The following is a 16,573-nucleotide window of genomic DNA, read 5'->3' on the forward strand; positions in this document are numbered from 1 at the left end:
GCTCAGTGAGTGACGCTTTCGCATTAAGTGTGACTGTTAACTTTTAGCAAGGGGAGTTTGTGTACAACACCGGCTTGGTACTAGCCTAGAAGCAAGAAAATTTATCCTCCTTGGCTTGCCTATAACCATGCAGAAAAAAGTTGAAGTCTTAACAGATCGGGGCGCACTAATACAACGGGCGCTAGAGGTCGTCTTAGATAAGATGCAAGCCGCCATCTCAGAGCGGAATCGGTTTACCATCGCTCTTGCCGGCGGTGGCACCCCTAAGCCGCTGTATGAAGCGATTGCCGCTCAACCGCTGCCTTGGGAAAAAATTCATGTTTTTTGGGGTGATGAGCGCTATGTCCCGCCCGATGACTCGGATAGCAATCAGCGGATGGCTAGATTAGCTTGGCTGGATAAAGTGCCCATTCCAGCCGGCAATATCCACCCCATCCCCACCGGCGCTGCTGACCCCGCTGCCGACGCTCAAAAGCATGACGCCGAGTTGCAGGAGTTTTTTGGGGTGCCGACGGGTGGATTTGCTAGCTTCGATTTAATTCTGTTGGGGATCGGGGATGATGCCCACACGGCATCTCTGTTTCCGCACACAGATGCTTTGCAAGTGCGCGACCGCATGGTTACAGTAGGAAACAAAGACGGTCAACCTCGAATTACTTTCACCGTGCCCCTGATTAACCACGCCCGGTGCGTCATGTTTCTGATCACGGGTGCTGGCAAACAACCGGCTCTGGCTCAAATTTTTGCTTCCACAGCCGACGACATGACCTATCCAGCTCGACTGATTCAGCCGACTGGTGAGCTTTGGTGGCTGCTTGATGAGCCGGCAGGGCGAGAATTAAAACAAGAATATTAAAATCAGCCCACGAATGTGGTGCTGTGGCTCAAAACTCCTCTAGGATAATCTCGATGGGAGAAAAAAATGCGATGATTGTCTGCCCAAATTGCAACCACCAAAACCCCGATGGAGCGAATCAGTGTGAGGCTTGCTACACACCCTTACCTGCCATGAGTAGTTGCCCGAACTGTGGGTCATCCGTTCAAACGGATGCGACTTTCTGCGGACAGTGTGGCTGTGATCTGCGTTCAAGCGCGTCTGTGTCAGGGGAGGAGCAAGCAACTGCATCCGAGCAGGCTCTTCCTCCCACGGCGGTATCCTTTCCGGACATTCCCGCTACCGTAGCGATGCCGGCTCTCGATCCGCCTGAACCACTGGTTCAACCTGAACCAGTGGGAAGCAGTGCCGGCGTTCCAAGTACAGCAAGTTCGAGTGCGAGTGCTGCTGAGGCGGCTTCTAGCGCTAGCAACCAACCTGTTGCGCCACCAGCACCAAGCCCGATGCCGACTGCCCCCGCACCCACACCGGCTGCCGGCGGTTCTAAAACTCAACTCCAGCAGCAGACTGCTAAACTGCTGCACATCCAAACCAACACTGAGTTAGAACTTCCCCAGCAGTTATCGGTGATTCATTTGGGTAAACCCAATGAGCGGATACCACCGGATATTGATGTTTCAGGATTTCCTAATTCTGAAGTCGTTTCTCGCGTTCATGCAGATATCCGGGTTGAGGGAGATGGTTTCTACTTGGAAGATGTCGGAAGTGCAAATGGCACCTACGTTAATAACTTCCCGTTGCCGGCTGGCAATCGGCACCGCTTGCGCCCCGGCGATCGGATCGCGCTTGGTAAAGGAGATATGGTGACATTTCTGTTCCAAATTTCTTAGCCGGCACTGCTTAAATGTCGTGCTTCTCAGGTGATTTCAGAGTGCCTTTTAAATGTGTAGAAATACGCCCCCCTAAAGCAGGAAAGGCACCCTGAACAACCCTGGAGCTGTGGCAGGCTCACTGCCTGCCTTAATATCTGGTGTATTTACATCAACCGAGTTTCTCTCGTGATTACACTCATTTTGCTGCATCCATTTCAGTATGTCCCTGCTCAGAGCTGGTCTTTTGAACAGGAATCAGTTGTTCGGATCGGGCGCTCAACTGATAATCATGTGGTGCTCTATAGCGCGGTTGTCTCTCGTTACCATGTCGAATTGCGCCGGCAGAATACGACGTGGGAAATTGTTAACTTAGGCACCAATGGCACCTATCTGGAGGGTAAACCGATTACCCAAGTTCCTGTTGTGGATGGGGTGATTATTCATCTTGCTCGTTCCGGCCCTAAAATTCAAATTCGCCTCGGTAAAAAGGCTCTAGAGGAACTCAAAGCGATCTCCGCAGAAGAAACGATGGCCCAGCAAGTTAAGGATGCGTCAGTGCCTGTTGAAGCTGTCCCAGAGGAAGTAACGTTAGTTCCAGCACATCAGCAACAAAAAGAGATGCCCCCTAAAACTGAAACATTTTCACACTTGAATTAGCCCGATAGTGAATAGCGCTCATTTGAGCAACCGTGATATAACCCTTTTTGAAAAGGTCGCTTTGTTTTATTCTTAAAAAAAGATAAATTAAAGCCAATTAGTTATAAATAATCCATCAAAATAAACATGGATGACGAATTTCTTTAAGCAACTTAAATGTATCGCAGCTTGGCTTAAGGAAGCGTGATCTTGAGAATGGGGCCTTAATAGCGCTCTCTCAAGCGGCCTTCTTTTTCCCCTTAAGGGCGAGAAAAGCCTTCCTATTTTTATCCTTGCTGTAGTGGCAATGAAGGATGCTCGGAGTTTTCGGCACAATAAGTAAGTAGAGACAAAAATTTCAACCCAGGGTAGGTTCAGCAGTTTACCTGTACTGACAACTCGTTCGCTGAATTTTAAGTTTTGTATCAAACTCGGTTGAAAAGGTTGGGGAATTTTGAATTAAAGTGACAGCGGGAGGAGCGTTCCATCTGACATTTGGGCTTTTTCTGCAAACGCGCTTTCAAAACTTTGCTAACCCCTGTATGGGTGAACCGCCGGCTGAGCGCTACCAACGAACTATCACTGAGGAATTTATCCATGAGTGCAGAACAAAAGTTGACAAAGCAAACCGAGTTGCTCAATCGGCTAGTGATTGATCGCCGGACAGCAGACGAAGTCGGGCGTGTAGATCAATTGTGGCTCGTCCCTCAATCCCATTTAGTGATGGGGTTTAGTTGCAAATCAGGGTTTCTGGGCAAAAACAAACGCGCGTTTACTTGGGCGCAAATTGAGAGCATTGGGGCTGACAGCATTATGGTTAACACCAGCCCTGACGCAATTGATCCAGAAAAGTCTGATGCGATCATTTCTTTGATCAGTCATGAAGTTTGGACAGAGAGCGGCAACAAAGTAGGCAAGATCGTCGATTACTTGCTCATTCCCCAGACCGGCACTGTCGTCTATTACCTATTTAGCTCTAGCGGCTGGCGTGGGGTAATGGAAGGAATTTACCTACTGCCACCTGAAGCGGTATCCAGCGCCGGCAGCAAACGGGTGATTGTCAAAGACGATGCTGTGCTCAACCCCCATCAGTACGCGGCAGGACTGACTGAAAAAGTGGGTCAAGCAGCAGAGTATTTGCAAGAAGATTATGAAAAAACCGTGGATCACTGGGAAAATTTAAAGCGCCGGACTCAAGCCGGCACGGAAGGCGTGAAGCGCGGTGCTCAACAGCTGGCGGAGGAACTCCAAGAAAGAGCACAAGAGGTGCAAGCCCAAGTGCAAACTCGCCGGCACAACCCGTCGGAACCGGCAGCCATCGAGCCGGCTGAGGAAGTGACGATTCAGCCATCTAAGGAGCAAGACATCCTTTAAACCATTGTCAATCGTTTTCATGCCGGCACTATCGAGCGAGCGTGTGACTCATTCGCCAGTGCCGGCACTTTTTTTGCCTTCTCTGGTAATGCAGACATTTCAACCCTCCCATTTAAACCGCACTCCCAGCAGCAATTAAATTCTTGCCACCCAATAAAAAACATAAACTGCCAAAAGACCTTCTCAGCAAGAATGAATTGCCCGAATAACCAAGCTTTTTTTAAAAAAATGTTAAAACTGAGAGATATTATTAAGCTGATCCTGCTTTAACTTGCGGTGAGGCTCTCTGTAAAACACTGCCGATGCCGGCTTCTCACAGTCAGTTAAACGCTCATTCGCTAATTAATCTCTCAAACTCACAGAAATCCTAAAAAAGACACAATGACTGCAGTCGAAACCAAAAACACCGAATCAATTCAATATCCCCGCCGTACAATCGAACGGGCAGAACGAGCAATGCGTTGCTCACCCTTCCAACTACAGTTATTTGCAGCGATGCGTTCACAAAGCGTTGTTCTCAATACCATTGCCGGTGAGTCTGGTATAAAGCGGGAGTACACGCACTCGCCCCTATCTGAGTTAGCCGCTGAAAATGCCCTGCTGTGGCTGATACAAGTGGGTTTACTGCGGCGGGAAGTGGATGGGCAAGGAATTACCGACGGTTTTCGCCTAACGCCCTTAGGACGGCAGTTAGTTGAGAAATGGCAGAGTTTTGGAGGCAAGCTGCCGGCTCCGACATTCGGCGATCGCCTTTATAATGCGATGAGTCGATGGTTCCGACTTTTCTAAAGAATAAAGCATGAAAGCTCGACAGTAAAATTCTCACTGCATCTTTCCTTCTGAACCTCTGCATTGCTCACTCCTCACTCCTCACGTTTATATGAAAGCCATTATGGTAGTGGGCACGACATCCCACGCAGGAAAATCTACGATCACAACAGCCCTGTGTCGCCTTCTGTCGCGGCGGGGTTGGCGGGTAACGCCATTTAAAGGTCAAAACATGGCTTTAAATGCTTATGTGACGACGAGCGGTGGCGAGATCGGCTATGCTCAGGCGGTGCAAGCTTGGGCTGCCGGTGTCACGCCTTGGGTGGAGATGAACCCAATTTTATTGAAGCCTCAAGGCGACATGACTTCCCAAGTAATTATTAAAGGGAAATCAGTCGGGAAAGTTAGTGCGACTGATTATTACGAGCAGTATTTTGACAGAGGTTGGCAGGCAATTGAGGAATCTTTACAACAATTAGCCGGCGAATTTGACCTAATTATCTGTGAGGGAGCCGGTAGTCCGGCTGAGATTAATCTCAAGCATCGTGACTTAACAAATATGCGCGTGGCTCGTTATTTAAACGCTCCAACGCTGCTTGTTGTTGATATTGATAGAGGCGGTGCTTTTGCTCATGTTGTTGGCACGTTAGAGTTACTGGAACCAGAGGAACGCGCTTTAATTCGCGGAGTTGTGATCAATAAGTTTCGGGGACAACGATCAATCCTTGATCCGGGTATTACCTGGTTAGAAAAGCGAACCGGCATTCCTGTTTTGGGTGTTATTCCCTGGATTGACCAATTCTTCCCAGCCGAAGATTCTCTATCTTTATTAGAACGTCAGCCTCGGAAACTTAATAGCGAACTGACAATCGCAGTGATTCGCTTGCCTCGCATTTCTAATTTTACGGATTTTGACCCCCTGGAAGCCGAATCAAGTGTCACGGTGAAATATATTGGCCCTAAACAATCTTTGGGGCATCCAGATGCCGTAATTATTCCGGGTTCTAAAACAACAATTGCCGATATGCTTGTCCTGCAACAAACGGGACTCGCCCAAGAAATTAAAAATTATGTGGCAGCCGGCGGCACTGTCATGGGCATTTGCGGAGGCTATCAAATGCTGGGACAAATGTTAGCTGATCCAGAGGGAATCGAAGGTCAGGAAGGCCGGTATGAAGGGCTGGGATTGCTTCCCTTAAAAACAATGATTACTTCACAAAAAATTGCCCGTCAGCGGCACGTAACTTCTAATTTGCCTCAAGTTGGCTTACCCGTAATTGGATATGAAATTCATCAAGGTCGCACTCAAATCATAGATGATAAAATTATCAACCCGCTGTTTGATGATGTGAATTTAGGGGTTGTTGATGCTGATCGCTCGGTTTGGGGGACTTATCTACACGGTTTATTTGATAACGGCCCTTGGCGGCGGGCTTGGTTGAATCGTCTGCGCCAGCAAAGGGGTTTAAAATCTCTGCCCACCGGCATCCCTAACTACCGCGAACAACGGGAAGCTTTACTGGACTCTCTGGCAAATGTTGTGGGAGAGCATTTAGATTTAACTCCGATATTGTCTCAGTAAGCATAAAAAGTTAGGGGAAAAGAAAAATTATCCCCTTTATCAAACTTTTCTTGAGTCGAGAGAGAATAGCTAATCGTTAAATTATGAGCGTTTTAATTCGATTTTTGCCGGATAATGTAACAGTAGAAGCCGAAGTTGGAGAACCGATTTTGGATGTCGCTGAACGTGCCGGCATTTCTATCCCCACCGGCTGCCTGATGGGTTCCTGTCACGCCTGCGAAGTGGAAATTGAGGATGGGCCAACGATTTGTTCTTGCATCACCGGCGTTCCACCGGGTCGAGAAAAATTGACCATCAATCTTTATAGTGATCCAACTTGGTAGATATCATCATCAGTAGACAAGCGCACCCGTAAGACGCAGAAACGGGGAAACAGTCAGGGTTTTAATATGCAACCAGCGGCAGGAAGCAAACTTTTAATGCGGCGCAGGGATGTACTTCTGATGCCGATGGCATTGTTATTTACCCTGTTGTGCCGGCACAAAGGGCAAGCTGCTGAAGTTACCAAACTCCGAGGCTATTTCGTTTTGCCACAACTCAAAGCACAGGGGATGCTGCGCCGGCTGGGGCGTGGTGTCATCCGTAATGTGATTCCTTTAAGTAACGAGTTAGTGGTTGTGTGTGCTGCCGGCGGAGCAACACTCTTTAATATGATCAGTGGCGAGGCACTGTGGGAAATCGATTGCCCTGCAGAGTGCGGTGCTGTGAGTGCGGATGGCACGTTGCTGGCATTAGGTGGGAAGCCAGATATTTATTTATGGGATTTACGCACCGGCACACTTTTGCGGCAATTAACCGGACATACCAATGTGGTGGCTAGCCTTGCCTTCTCCTCGAATAGTAAAGTTTTGGCGTCCGGGAGTGGCGATGCCACTGTGCGACTGTGGGATGTAGCAGCCGGCACGCAATTGCAACAGTTCAAAGGACATAACGCTTCAATTAGTCGCCTCGACTTCTCCCCCGACAGCAAATTACTGGCATCTGGGAGTTGGGATGGCATTGTGCGACTGTGGGATATAAAAGCCGGCACTCAACTGCGGCAGTTTGATACAAATACAGGTGGATCGACACGCTTGGGGTGGGCAAACAGCGTCGCCTTCTCCCCAGATGGCAAGACAGTCGCATCAGCAGCTGACGATAAGAGTGTGCGAGTCTGGGATGTGGCGAGTGGCAAACAATTGCAGCAGTTCAAAGGACATACAGATTTAGTCGGTAGTCTTACCTTCTCCCCGGATGGCAAGTTAGTAGCATCAGGGAGTGGGGATAAGACGGTGCGAGTGTGGGATGTAACTGCCGGCAAACAATTGCAACAACTGACTGGACATGAGTCTGGGCTAAATAGCGTCGCCTTCTCCCCAGATGGCAAGACATTAACATCAGGAAGTGGCGATAACAGCGTGCGAGTGTGGGATGTAGCTACCGGCACCCAACTGCACCAAATTGCCGGTTATACAAATTGGGTCAATGAATTTGCCTTTTCCCGCGATGGGAAGATCCTGGTATCGGTTGATAATTTCCTGCGAGTGTGGGATGTGGCGAGTGGTAAACAACTGCGGCAGTTCCCTAAATATGAGTTTGCGTTAAGCAGCCTTGCCCTGTCGCCAGATGGCAAAACACTGGCATCGGGAAGCAGCAATGGCATGGTGGGACTGTGGGATATAAATGCCGGCACTTCACTGCGTCAGATCAGCGGACATACAGCAGCCATTAATAGCCTCGCTTTCTCCCCGGATGGCAAACTGCTGGCATCCGGAGGTGAAGATAATACCGCACGACTGTGGGATGTGGCAGCCGGCACTCAACTGCGGCTTCTCGACGGACATACGGATTTAGTCATCAGCGTTGTCTTTTCCCCGGATGGCAAGTTACTGGCATCCGGGTGTTGGGATAGCATTGTGCGACTGTGGGACGTAGCTACCGGCACTCTACTACGGCAGCTTACAGGACATTCCAATTACATCAACAGCGTTGCCTTTTCGCCCAATGGCAAGCTTTTGGCATCCGGAGGACAGGATAATACTTTGCAGTTGTGGGATGTGGCTACCGGCAACCAACTGCGGCAGATCGGCACAGATGAGTTTGCCGTGGAGAATGTTGCTTTCTCCCCAGATGGCAAGCTTTTAGCTTCTGGGAGTTGGGAGAGTGTGCGAGTGTGGGATGTGGCCAGTGGCAAACAACTGCGGCAGTTAACCGGCCATACCCAGTTGATTCATGCCGGTTTCTCACCCGACGGCAAGCTGATCGCATCGGCTGGGATGGATGGGGTGGTGCGGTTGTGGCAGGTTTAACCCAAGCTGCCGGTGTTGTTGCACCCAGATATAATTTCCCCCATCGACGCCACTAAACGAATTAAAAAACATTGGTTGATAATTGAACCGATGGCAAAAATCTTAAAAACCCAAAATTAAACGCATTAAACTTTTAATCTTATCTACGGTAAGAAAAACAATTTTTGCAAATAAGGCATTTTTTTAAACATCTAAAAAATAGATAAATTTACGATAAAATTATCGCAAAAAAAAGTTTAGCTCACCTAAAAAAATTCGCTCACTTACCCTAAAGCATCTCAAATAACCACCCTCAGTTACTTTCCGTTGGCAGCATTAGGATTAAAACAGGCTTTATAAAATCAGCAGTTCAAAGTTCTGCTAGTTCGGAGAAAGTAAACCTAAATTCGTGTATGAAATAGGAATTATAACTCTAAATAGATGAGTCGGCGTGAGCCTGCAAGGCATACTCTCGAAATCGCTCTAAATCCGCTTCAATCGTGGATTCAACAGCGCGACCTAAAAATAAATTATCCATCAACTGACCGAGAATCCCCGGAATCGCGTAGGAAATGGTTAATTTAACAATACTGCTGCCGTGCCGGTCATAAAAACGAACGGCCCCTCGATTGGGTAAACCATCAACAGATTCCCACTGAATGATTTGATGGGGAACTATCTTTGTAATCTTGGAAAGCCAGCTAAATTCTAAACTGCCGGTGGCGAGTTTCCAGCGAGATAAATCTGGGTCTTCTTCCAAAATTTTCACCGAGTCAATCCACTTCATCCATCGTGGCATTTGCTCTAAATCAGACCAGAGTTTCCATGACAGTTCAATAGGAACTGCTACCTCTATTTGCACACTATGCTCTAACCAATTAGACATTCGATTTTAGATTTTAAATAAGGGATGGATGACTGGGGATAAAAAATTTCCTATCCCCATTTTTGTGAGTTTGTTAATTGAACCCGGCACTTACTAGAGGTTTCGAGATAATGTTTTGTGCATTATCCAAAATCGCCCTTGCCGCTTGGCGTCCAGAAATTGTCGCACCTTCCATGCTATCGATATAATCTTGCTGCGTGTAGCTGCCGGCTAAAAAGAAATTGGCAACCGGCGTCTTTTGCGGCGGACGGTAAGGGTCCATTCCCGGTGCTTCCCGATACAGCGATTGTGCCAGCTTCACCACACTGTACCAGGTCATGTTCAGCTCTCGTGAAGATGGGAAAAGGTCATGAACTTGCTTGAGAACGTGCTGGGCGATCGCCTCGTTGCTTTCTTTAATAAACGGATCTCCTGGCGTCAGCACTAACTGTAACAGAGAACCTTGCCCTGGCCGGTAGTAATCTCCCGGACTGGTTAACGCCAAATCTGCAAAACAGGAGAAATCGGCATCGGCTGTATAAAGCAAATTATCGATTCCTGCGGCTTCCTTCAGTTGTGTGCGCTTTTCCGCGTCTTCTAGTTCTGTTACCCAGCCATCAAACCTCAGTTGCACCGTTGCCACCGGCACCGTATCCAACTTATAAATATTGTCAAACTCTGGCCATTTGCGCCATGCTTGCGGCAAAATCTTCTGAATGCCGGGGACATCGCAGGCGAATACATAAGCATCGGCGGTGATAGTTTCTTCCGTTTCGCCGGCTGCCACCACAATGCCGGTGACGCGCGTTTCCCCGCCGGCATCTTCAAAGAACACGTCCCGAACCCTGCGCCGCGTATGAATTTTACCGCCCCGCGCCTCTATATAGTTAACAATCGGTTTGTGTAAATACTCATTCGGCGAACCTTCCAGCATTCGCAACACCGATGCTTCGGTTTTGGCTGCGAAAAACTGGAAAATGGTCAACATACACCGGGCAGAAATATTTTCGCAATCAATAAAACCCAATGCGTAAGCGATGGGGTTCCACATCCGCTTGAGACTGCCATCGTTCCCGCCTTGCTTGCGGAACCAATCGGCAAAACTGATGCGATCCAGTTCGCGGATGGTTTTCATTGCCCCCTCAAAGTCAATCAGACCCCGAACGATAGGGCTGGTGCTGAGTGCAAGGGAATTGTGAAATTTATCTTGCAAGGAGAGTTGAGAGGTGGTGAAAAAGGCTTTAAGACCGTGAAAAGGTGCGCCGGTGAAGAAGCGGAAGTCTAAAGCGCCGGTGACGCCACCCCGATTGATAAAAATGTGGGTGTGCTCCTTCAAAAGCAAGCTGTCCAGTGCACCCACCTTCTTCATCAAATCAAACAGCTGGTAGTAGCAGCCGAAAAAGACGTGCAACCCCATTTCAACGTGGTTGCCTTCGGGGTCAACCCAACTGCCTACTTTGCCACCCACAAAAGGCCGAGACTCAAAGATTTCGACTTCGTGGCCGGCATCGACTAAATCGACTGCCGTGGCCATCCCTGCCAGTCCCGCGCCGACGATCGCTACTCGCATTCTGCCTGTCCTGTTGAATTTCTTTACATATTTTAATTGGAATGGGGAATTGAGAAATGCTGATTATGCTGCTTAATGAACCCGCATCTCATGGAATCAGGCAGACAAGTGAGTAAAAATCCTTAGTTGCTTTCCTCGCAGCGCGTGAAGATGGCACCCTAGTTTCGGCTATTGACAAACCTTACAAAATATGCTGCTTAATAAACGAAAGATCCACCGAGCCAAAATTAATCACCAAAGCAACATTTAAATTTTCCAAAGATTTCACAAACCACAAAATTTCATTAACTTTGTGAGATTCATAATGGTTAAACAGAATAGACAATCGTTTTTCCAGATAAGGTTTGACATGGCGGGAAAGCAGCACAATCTTCAGCAGCAAACTCGTGGTTCCCAGAGGGCCAATATTAGAAATCAGATCGATAAAAACATAGTGGTTTGGAGATTGCGGACTTTCCACTACTAGAAAATTAAACAACTGAGTGCAAGTTCGCATTAGTAAAAAGTCGTTTAATTTGTGAGAATCACTTTCTGGACAGGTATTTTTCAGTTGTTTAGACAATCGGCTGTTAAACTGGCGCTTTCCGTATTCGGGTTCAATGGAAGCGATCAAGTATTCGTATAAATCGGCTTTAAAATCCCGGTAAGATGGAGTTTGGCTTGTATGAGTCAAGAAGACTTGAGCCAAGTCTCGGTAAGTATAAGAGCCTTCAATTTTTCCAACAAATTGCTTTAAAGCCAAATACAGTTCCCGATCACTTAGCAGGGTGGGGTTTGGCACCGGCTGTATAATTCGTGCCGCTTTGGTTGAAGAAGCCTTAGCCGCAACTTGCACTCGCCTTACCAAGTAAGTTACATAATGAGAAAGATTGACTTCAAACTGCCACTGCTTTTCAGATTGAATTTGGCGAATTGTTTGCTGATGTTCGTAAGAGCTATCTTGACTTAAAAGAGAATGGGTGTATAAGTAAGGATAGCGAGAAATCATTCGTCCCAGAGAAGTATTAACGGGTTTAGTCTCACTTTCCGGACTGTCTGATACCACTTGAATTAAGCGTTGTAATGTCTGGTATTCCTCACTCTTTGTAAATAAAGATATCTGTTCTCGCAAGCGTTTGATTGATTTAGAACGAGTAGTCTGCGCTCTATTAAATGCGGGAGAATCCTTAAATAAAGCAACCACATCAGCAACAACAGATTGCTGTTGGGAGTGCATTTGCCAGCGGTTAATTAGGATGTGGCAACAGCGGTTGAGAATATACTTAAAGTCTTGATCATTGCGTAAGCTATTGATAATCCTGTCAAGCGCTTCTGCAATCTCTGTATCCGAGTATTCTGTGCCGTCGATAAACAGCTTGCGAAAGCGCTCTATCGATTGGCTTGGTGATTCAATTTGTACTGTGTAAAGCAGGTGATCGTATAATATTTGCTCATCACTGCTCGTGCGCCGGTTTTCAGCAACTTTAGCATCTGCAAATTGATGGGATTTGGGAGGAGCTAATTTTTTGCTCGTTAAAGCTTGTTTTTGAGCGGCACTCAAAAACTCATAACTTCCAGAGCTTAATCTTTTATTGCCGGTGGCTCCTTCATTTCGCAGATTTTCAATTTCTTTTTCTACCCAGCTTCCATTAAAAATGGATTCATAAATGCGATTATATACGATTAACTTGTTCTTGTCTTTGACTACTAATCCCGATAGTCGCAACTCTATCTGTTCTGGTGTTTCCTCAGCCGTAATTTCGCCATTCAGCAAAATTTCTCGGTAGAGCAATAGAAGCCGGCTGGTGCTGTTGCGACTTTCCAGAAGGCGATCCCGGATTGTTTTCAAATGTTCCGGTTCATCCTGCGCTTCCCAGGTTTCAATAATGCGGGTTCGCACTAAATTTTCTACCCATTCAGCTTCGCAGCCGGCTGGAATATAAAAAGGTAACGTCGTCACCAGTTGGCAAAGCTTTTGAGTGAGAAAAGGTTGCCCCCCCGTCCAATTCAATATTTCTTGAACCACGGCCTGGGGGTTGTTGGCTTTCTGAGTTAATCCTTGGACTAAAGGCAAACTTTCCGGCAGTTGAAAGCCTGTAAGTTGAATTGCTCGACCGATATTAAATGGGGTGCGATTTTTATCTTTGATTAACTCCGAAGGCTTGGCGGAACCCAGTAAAGCAAACGTAAGGCGGTTGTAGTCGGGATGATCGGCGCGATAATTATAACAAAGACGAATCGCCGCAAAAAAATCATCAACTCGAAAATTTAAGCTGAGAATGCTGTCAATTTCATCGACAAAAATAACGATGTTTTGAGAAAATTGTGTTAAAACAACCTGTTCGATAAATTCGCTGAATCGTTGCGCCGGCGAGAGCAAATCACGTTCGCGCCACCACTCCCGTAAATTAATTTTACCCGCAAGATTGAAACCGATTGCTAAGGAGCGAATAATGCCGGCATACCACTGTAGCGGGGTAAGATTTTGACAGCCGATCTTCGTCAAGTCAATGGCAGCACAGGCGATCCCTTCGAGTTGCAGCCGGCGCATCGTTCTTACCCGCAAACTCGATTTACCCATCTGCCGGGAATTGAACACATAACAAAACTCCCCGGCTTTCAACCCCGCATAGAGATCCAAGTCCGCTTGCCGCTGCACATAGGTTGGTGCATTGGCTGCTAAACTCCCTCCGACTTGGTAGTCGCAGGCTAAACTGTTTTTTGTTGTCATAGATGCACTGATACTGAATTGGTTAGGCAAAGCAGAGATAACATAACATCGCACTCCGGCTGTCGTTTTTAGACGACAAGCTTGGTGAGAAGCGATCTCCTCCAAAGTAGAGTCTAACCTTCCACCCCAATGGGTGTCATGAGTAACAAGGGATTATTTTATCGAAAATTCTAGCCAAAAACTAATATTTGAAAATGCCATCCTGCCAAAATCGGCTCTTTTGGCATTAAAGATGCCTTACTGAACGCATCCAGCCGCAATTTTTATCTGGATGATTACGCTTGATTAATCATTGTTATAAATTAGAATTTTAAGTTTAAGGCAATAGCGGAAATCCTGGCAGTCTCAACCCCTTTGAGGCATCTCATTGCCTTGTAGACCTGCTAACTTCATGATGTGCAATTTAAACGCTGGCGCTGCCGGCAAATAGATCCATTCTTTGGCAGTCACCACTTCTTGCATGGCTGCTGGATAGCAGCTATTGCAGGCTTTTGAAAGCATTTATAACCCTGATGGTGCTAGACAAAGCAATTTCTATGTGGTATTATTAAACACCTATAAACAAAATTACTTTTCTCCATTACCATCACCCGCTTAACCCGATTGTCTCGCTAATTCGCCCGTGCCATCGCACTCAATCATAATCGATCTCTACAATGGAAGTGATGGACTTAGTAAATGCGCTTTATTCACATAACTTTAGGTCAGATCGTATTGAGGAAAGAGGATGCTAACCCAATTACCTGTCAGTGACATCATCCGTCAGCAACGCCAGTTTTTTGCTGCCGGCAAAACCAAAGACTTAGCTTTTCGCATTGAACAACTCAAGCGTCTCAAACAAGCAGTTTTAGATAATAAAACCGCTATTATGGACGCCCTTAAAGCTGACTTGAACAAACCGACATTTGAGGCGTATGCCACGGAAATTGGTGTCATTCGAGAAATTGACTACGCCCTGAAAAACATTAAATCTTGGGTTAAGCCAAAAAAAGTCTCCACCTCCATTGATTTATTCCCCTCATCTGCCCAAATTTACCCAGAACCGCTGGGAGTTGTGCTGATTATTGGGCCTTGGAATTATCCATTTCAGTTAATGATTTCTCCCTTAGTTGGTGCGATTTCTGCCGGCAACTGTGCAACGATCAAACCATCCGAAATGGCTGCCAATACCTCGCGGGTCGTTCGTGAAATCATTGAAAAAACCTTTGAACCGGCTTATATAGCAGTCGTTGAAGGCGGCGTCGAAACCAGCCAACAGCTACTCGCCGAAAAGTTCGATCACATCTTTTTCACCGGCGGCACAAAAATCGGGCAAATCGTTATGGAGGCAGCGGCTAAAAACTTAACGCCGGTGACACTAGAATTAGGCGGCAAAACCCCGTGCATTGTCGATACCGAAGTTAACCTCGAACACACCGCAAAACGCATCGTTTGGGGTAAATTCATCAATACCGGCCAAACGTGCATCGCCCCCGATTATCTGTTAGTGGATCGAAGCATCAAAAAAGATTTACTCGCGGGAATCGAAAACTGCATTAAAGAATTTTACGGTGAAGATCCGGCCAAAAGCCCAGACTATGGCAGAATTATTAACCCAAAACAATTTGATCGGCTAGCCGGCTTGCTAAAAGATGGTGAAATTATCACCGGCGGTAAAACCAACCGAGAAGATCGTTACATCGCCCCCACAGTCATTGATCAAGTTTCCTGGGATGCCCCCATTATGGAAGACGAAATCTTTGGCCCCATTCTGCCGGTGCTTGAATACACAGATTTAACCGATGCTATTACCAAAATAAACGACCGACCCAAACCTTTAGCCCTTTATCTTTTCTCCAAAAACAAAGAAAAACAACAGCGAGTCTTGCAAGAAACTTCATCCGGGGGTGTTTGCATAAACGACACCGTCATGCAGGTTGGCGTCTCAGAATTACCCTTTGGCGGCGTTGGTAATAGCGGCATCGGTAGCTATCACGGCAAAGCCAGCTTTGATACCTTTTCCCATCAGAAAAGCGTGTTGAAAAGATCCTTTCTCCTCGATCTTGACTGGCGATACGCCCCTTATCAAGGAAAATTGGATTTGCTCAAAAAGATTATTGGGTAATAAAATAACCACAGATAAACATAAATTGCCTTTCGTTCATCTGTGGTTAAAAATTACTTAATTTTTCCTAAGAACCGAACAAACCACTATAACGTTCCTCAGCCCAAGGTTCACCGCGCCGGTGGTAGCCATTGCGTTCCCAAAAGCCCGATTGTTCCTTATCTAGAAATTGCAGCCCATTAATCCATTTGGCACTTTTCCAAGCATAAAGATGAGGCACAACAAGCCGTAGAGGACCCCCGTGTTCTGCCGGCAGCGGTTCGCCAAATACAGTATGGGCGAAAAAATTCTCCTCTCGCAGGAAATCTTCTAGCGGAATGTTAGTCGTGTAGCCGCCATAGCAGTGTTCCATCAGGTGAACGGCTTTCGGATCTACTTCAATATGCTTCATGAAGTCTGTCACCTTAACCCCTGTCCACTGCACATCCAATTTTGACCAGCGGGTAACACAGTGAAAATCTGCTGTGAAGTTGCTTTGAGGCATCGCCATAAAGTCATCCCAGCTAAAGGTTGCCGGTTTCGCTAAACCCCAGACTTTAAATTCCCAGTCTTCAATGGTGACATGGGGGGTGTCGCCATAAGTCAATACCGGAAATCCTTTGGTTAAATATTGCCCAGGAGGAACGCGATCACTTTGTTCTGCATCTGGCTTTTTGAAAAATTTACCCAGCATCGTTAAATGGTTCTTAACTACTTACTTAAAGTCCAGTATAACGCGCGATAGCCGGCCAAACTTCTTCCTCTAAGCTGTTGCCAATGAGTTGCTGCTGCTTTTTAAGCAGATTTCACTCTTTATAAAATCCTTAATATTAACGTTCAGAATATACAACTATACGTCACATTTTTCCAAATTATACTTTTTTATTAAAACTTTTAAATTATAAAAATTAGATTAAAGTTTTATAGAAAATTTTTCTAATCTCGAAATTAAATCATCCCTGATTATAATAGGTTTAATTTCATAAATTTTGATAAATTATTGATTTCTTT

General features: G+C 46.4%; 15 protein-coding genes. 9 read left to right on the top strand and 6 right to left on the bottom strand.

Annotation, left to right across the window (positions count from 1 at the left end; translation table 11 throughout):
- Positions 1-127 precede the first annotated feature (127 nt).
- From pgl to H6F73_RS10970, 4 genes are all read left to right on the top strand, one after another.
- Complete coding sequence (gene pgl / locus H6F73_RS10955) at positions 128-856, top strand: 6-phosphogluconolactonase (protein WP_190758794.1); 729 nt, start codon at positions 128-130, stop codon at positions 854-856.
- Between the two features lie 71 nt (positions 857-927).
- Positions 928-1,725, top strand: a complete 798-nt coding sequence (locus H6F73_RS10960; protein WP_190759610.1) for an FHA domain-containing protein — start codon at positions 928-930, stop codon at positions 1,723-1,725.
- A 168-nt stretch (positions 1,726-1,893) separates the two neighbouring features.
- The gene (locus tag H6F73_RS10965) at positions 1,894-2,364 is read left to right on the top strand and encodes an FHA domain-containing protein (RefSeq protein ID WP_190758795.1); all 471 of its coding nucleotides are present in this window, start codon (positions 1,894-1,896) and stop codon (positions 2,362-2,364) included.
- A 576-nt stretch (positions 2,365-2,940) separates the two neighbouring features.
- Entirely contained in the window at positions 2,941-3,717 is a 777-nt protein-coding gene (locus tag H6F73_RS10970; RefSeq protein WP_190758796.1) for a PRC-barrel domain-containing protein, read from the top strand.
- Positions 3,718-3,734: 17 nt separating this feature from the next.
- Here the strand turns inward: H6F73_RS10970 and H6F73_RS10975 are convergent, their stop codons facing one another.
- Entirely contained in the window at positions 3,735-3,881 is a 147-nt protein-coding gene (locus H6F73_RS10975; RefSeq protein WP_190758797.1) for a hypothetical protein, read from the bottom strand.
- Positions 3,882-4,098: 217 nt separating this feature from the next.
- Between H6F73_RS10975 and H6F73_RS10980 the strand changes: the two genes are divergently transcribed.
- The 4 genes from H6F73_RS10980 (at position 4,099) to H6F73_RS10995 (ending at position 8,355) form a co-directional block, all read left to right on the top strand.
- Positions 4,099-4,506: an Npun_F0494 family protein gene (locus H6F73_RS10980; protein ID WP_190758798.1), complete on the top strand. Its 408-nt coding sequence runs from the start codon at positions 4,099-4,101 to the stop codon at positions 4,504-4,506.
- A 91-nt stretch (positions 4,507-4,597) separates the two neighbouring features.
- The gene (gene cobQ, locus H6F73_RS10985; protein WP_190758799.1) at positions 4,598-6,067 is read left to right on the top strand and encodes a cobyric acid synthase CobQ; all 1,470 of its coding nucleotides are present in this window, start codon (positions 4,598-4,600) and stop codon (positions 6,065-6,067) included.
- 83 nt (positions 6,068-6,150) lie between these two features.
- The gene (locus H6F73_RS10990; RefSeq protein ID WP_190758800.1) at positions 6,151-6,390 is read left to right on the top strand and encodes a 2Fe-2S iron-sulfur cluster-binding protein; all 240 of its coding nucleotides are present in this window, start codon (positions 6,151-6,153) and stop codon (positions 6,388-6,390) included.
- A gap of 66 nt (positions 6,391-6,456) precedes the next feature.
- Entirely contained in the window at positions 6,457-8,355 is a 1,899-nt protein-coding gene (locus H6F73_RS10995; RefSeq protein WP_190758801.1) for a WD40 repeat domain-containing protein, read from the top strand.
- A 412-nt stretch (positions 8,356-8,767) separates the two neighbouring features.
- On the opposite strand, the gene H6F73_RS11000 is transcribed toward H6F73_RS10995, so the two are convergent.
- From H6F73_RS11000 to H6F73_RS11015, 4 genes are all read right to left on the bottom strand, one after another.
- The gene (locus H6F73_RS11000; protein WP_190758802.1) at positions 8,768-9,220 is read right to left on the bottom strand and encodes an SRPBCC family protein; all 453 of its coding nucleotides are present in this window, start codon (positions 9,218-9,220) and stop codon (positions 8,768-8,770) included.
- Positions 9,221-9,293: 73 nt separating this feature from the next.
- Positions 9,294-10,769, bottom strand: a complete 1,476-nt coding sequence (gene zds / locus H6F73_RS11005) for a 9,9'-di-cis-zeta-carotene desaturase (RefSeq protein ID WP_190758803.1) — start codon at positions 10,767-10,769, stop codon at positions 9,294-9,296.
- A 181-nt stretch (positions 10,770-10,950) separates the two neighbouring features.
- Positions 10,951-13,479, bottom strand: coding sequence for an AAA-like domain-containing protein (locus H6F73_RS11010; RefSeq protein WP_190758804.1), 2,529 nt, complete (start codon positions 13,477-13,479; stop codon positions 10,951-10,953).
- A 345-nt stretch (positions 13,480-13,824) separates the two neighbouring features.
- Positions 13,825-13,980, bottom strand: coding sequence for a hypothetical protein (locus H6F73_RS11015; RefSeq protein WP_190758805.1), 156 nt, complete (start codon positions 13,978-13,980; stop codon positions 13,825-13,827).
- A gap of 226 nt (positions 13,981-14,206) precedes the next feature.
- Between H6F73_RS11015 and H6F73_RS11020 the strand changes: the two genes are divergently transcribed.
- The gene (locus H6F73_RS11020; RefSeq protein WP_190758806.1) at positions 14,207-15,583 is read left to right on the top strand and encodes an aldehyde dehydrogenase; all 1,377 of its coding nucleotides are present in this window, start codon (positions 14,207-14,209) and stop codon (positions 15,581-15,583) included.
- Positions 15,584-15,650: 67 nt separating this feature from the next.
- Here the strand turns inward: H6F73_RS11020 and H6F73_RS11025 are convergent, their stop codons facing one another.
- Positions 15,651-16,256 carry a sulfite oxidase-like oxidoreductase gene (locus tag H6F73_RS11025; protein WP_190758807.1) on the bottom strand — a complete coding sequence of 202 codons (606 nt, stop codon included), beginning with the start codon at positions 16,254-16,256 and terminating at the stop codon, positions 15,651-15,653.
- Positions 16,257-16,573: the final 317 nt, after the last annotated feature.

The sequence above is a fragment of the Microcoleus sp. FACHB-68 genome, from assembly GCF_014695715.1.
Lineage (GTDB): Bacteria > Cyanobacteriota > Cyanobacteriia > Cyanobacteriales > Oscillatoriaceae > FACHB-68.

Excerpts from the sequence above, each read along its gene's own strand:
- H6F73_RS10960 (WP_190759610.1), top strand. The coding sequence starts at position 928 with ATGATTGTCTGCCCAAATTGCAACCACCAAAACCCCGATGGAGCGAAT.
- pgl (WP_190758794.1), top strand. The coding sequence starts at position 128 with ATGCAGAAAAAAGTTGAAGTCTTAACAGATCGGGGCGCACTAATACAA.
- H6F73_RS11000 (WP_190758802.1), bottom strand. The coding sequence starts at position 9,220 with ATGTCTAATTGGTTAGAGCATAGTGTGCAAATAGAGGTAGCAGTTCCT.
- H6F73_RS11010 (WP_190758804.1), bottom strand. The coding sequence starts at position 13,479 with ATGACAACAAAAAACAGTTTAGCCTGCGACTACCAAGTCGGAGGGAGT.
- H6F73_RS11015 (WP_190758805.1), bottom strand. The coding sequence starts at position 13,980 with ATGCTTTCAAAAGCCTGCAATAGCTGCTATCCAGCAGCCATGCAAGAA.
- H6F73_RS10970 (WP_190758796.1), top strand. The coding sequence starts at position 2,941 with ATGAGTGCAGAACAAAAGTTGACAAAGCAAACCGAGTTGCTCAATCGG.
- cobQ (WP_190758799.1), top strand. The coding sequence starts at position 4,598 with ATGAAAGCCATTATGGTAGTGGGCACGACATCCCACGCAGGAAAATCT.
- H6F73_RS10995 (WP_190758801.1), top strand. The coding sequence starts at position 6,457 with ATGCAACCAGCGGCAGGAAGCAAACTTTTAATGCGGCGCAGGGATGTA.
- H6F73_RS10980 (WP_190758798.1), top strand. The coding sequence starts at position 4,099 with ATGACTGCAGTCGAAACCAAAAACACCGAATCAATTCAATATCCCCGC.
- H6F73_RS10975 (WP_190758797.1), bottom strand. The coding sequence starts at position 3,881 with ATGTTTTTTATTGGGTGGCAAGAATTTAATTGCTGCTGGGAGTGCGGT.
- H6F73_RS10990 (WP_190758800.1), top strand. The coding sequence starts at position 6,151 with ATGAGCGTTTTAATTCGATTTTTGCCGGATAATGTAACAGTAGAAGCC.
- H6F73_RS11025 (WP_190758807.1), bottom strand. The coding sequence starts at position 16,256 with ATGCTGGGTAAATTTTTCAAAAAGCCAGATGCAGAACAAAGTGATCGC.
- zds (WP_190758803.1), bottom strand. The coding sequence starts at position 10,769 with ATGCGAGTAGCGATCGTCGGCGCGGGACTGGCAGGGATGGCCACGGCA.
- H6F73_RS11020 (WP_190758806.1), top strand. The coding sequence starts at position 14,207 with ATGCTAACCCAATTACCTGTCAGTGACATCATCCGTCAGCAACGCCAG.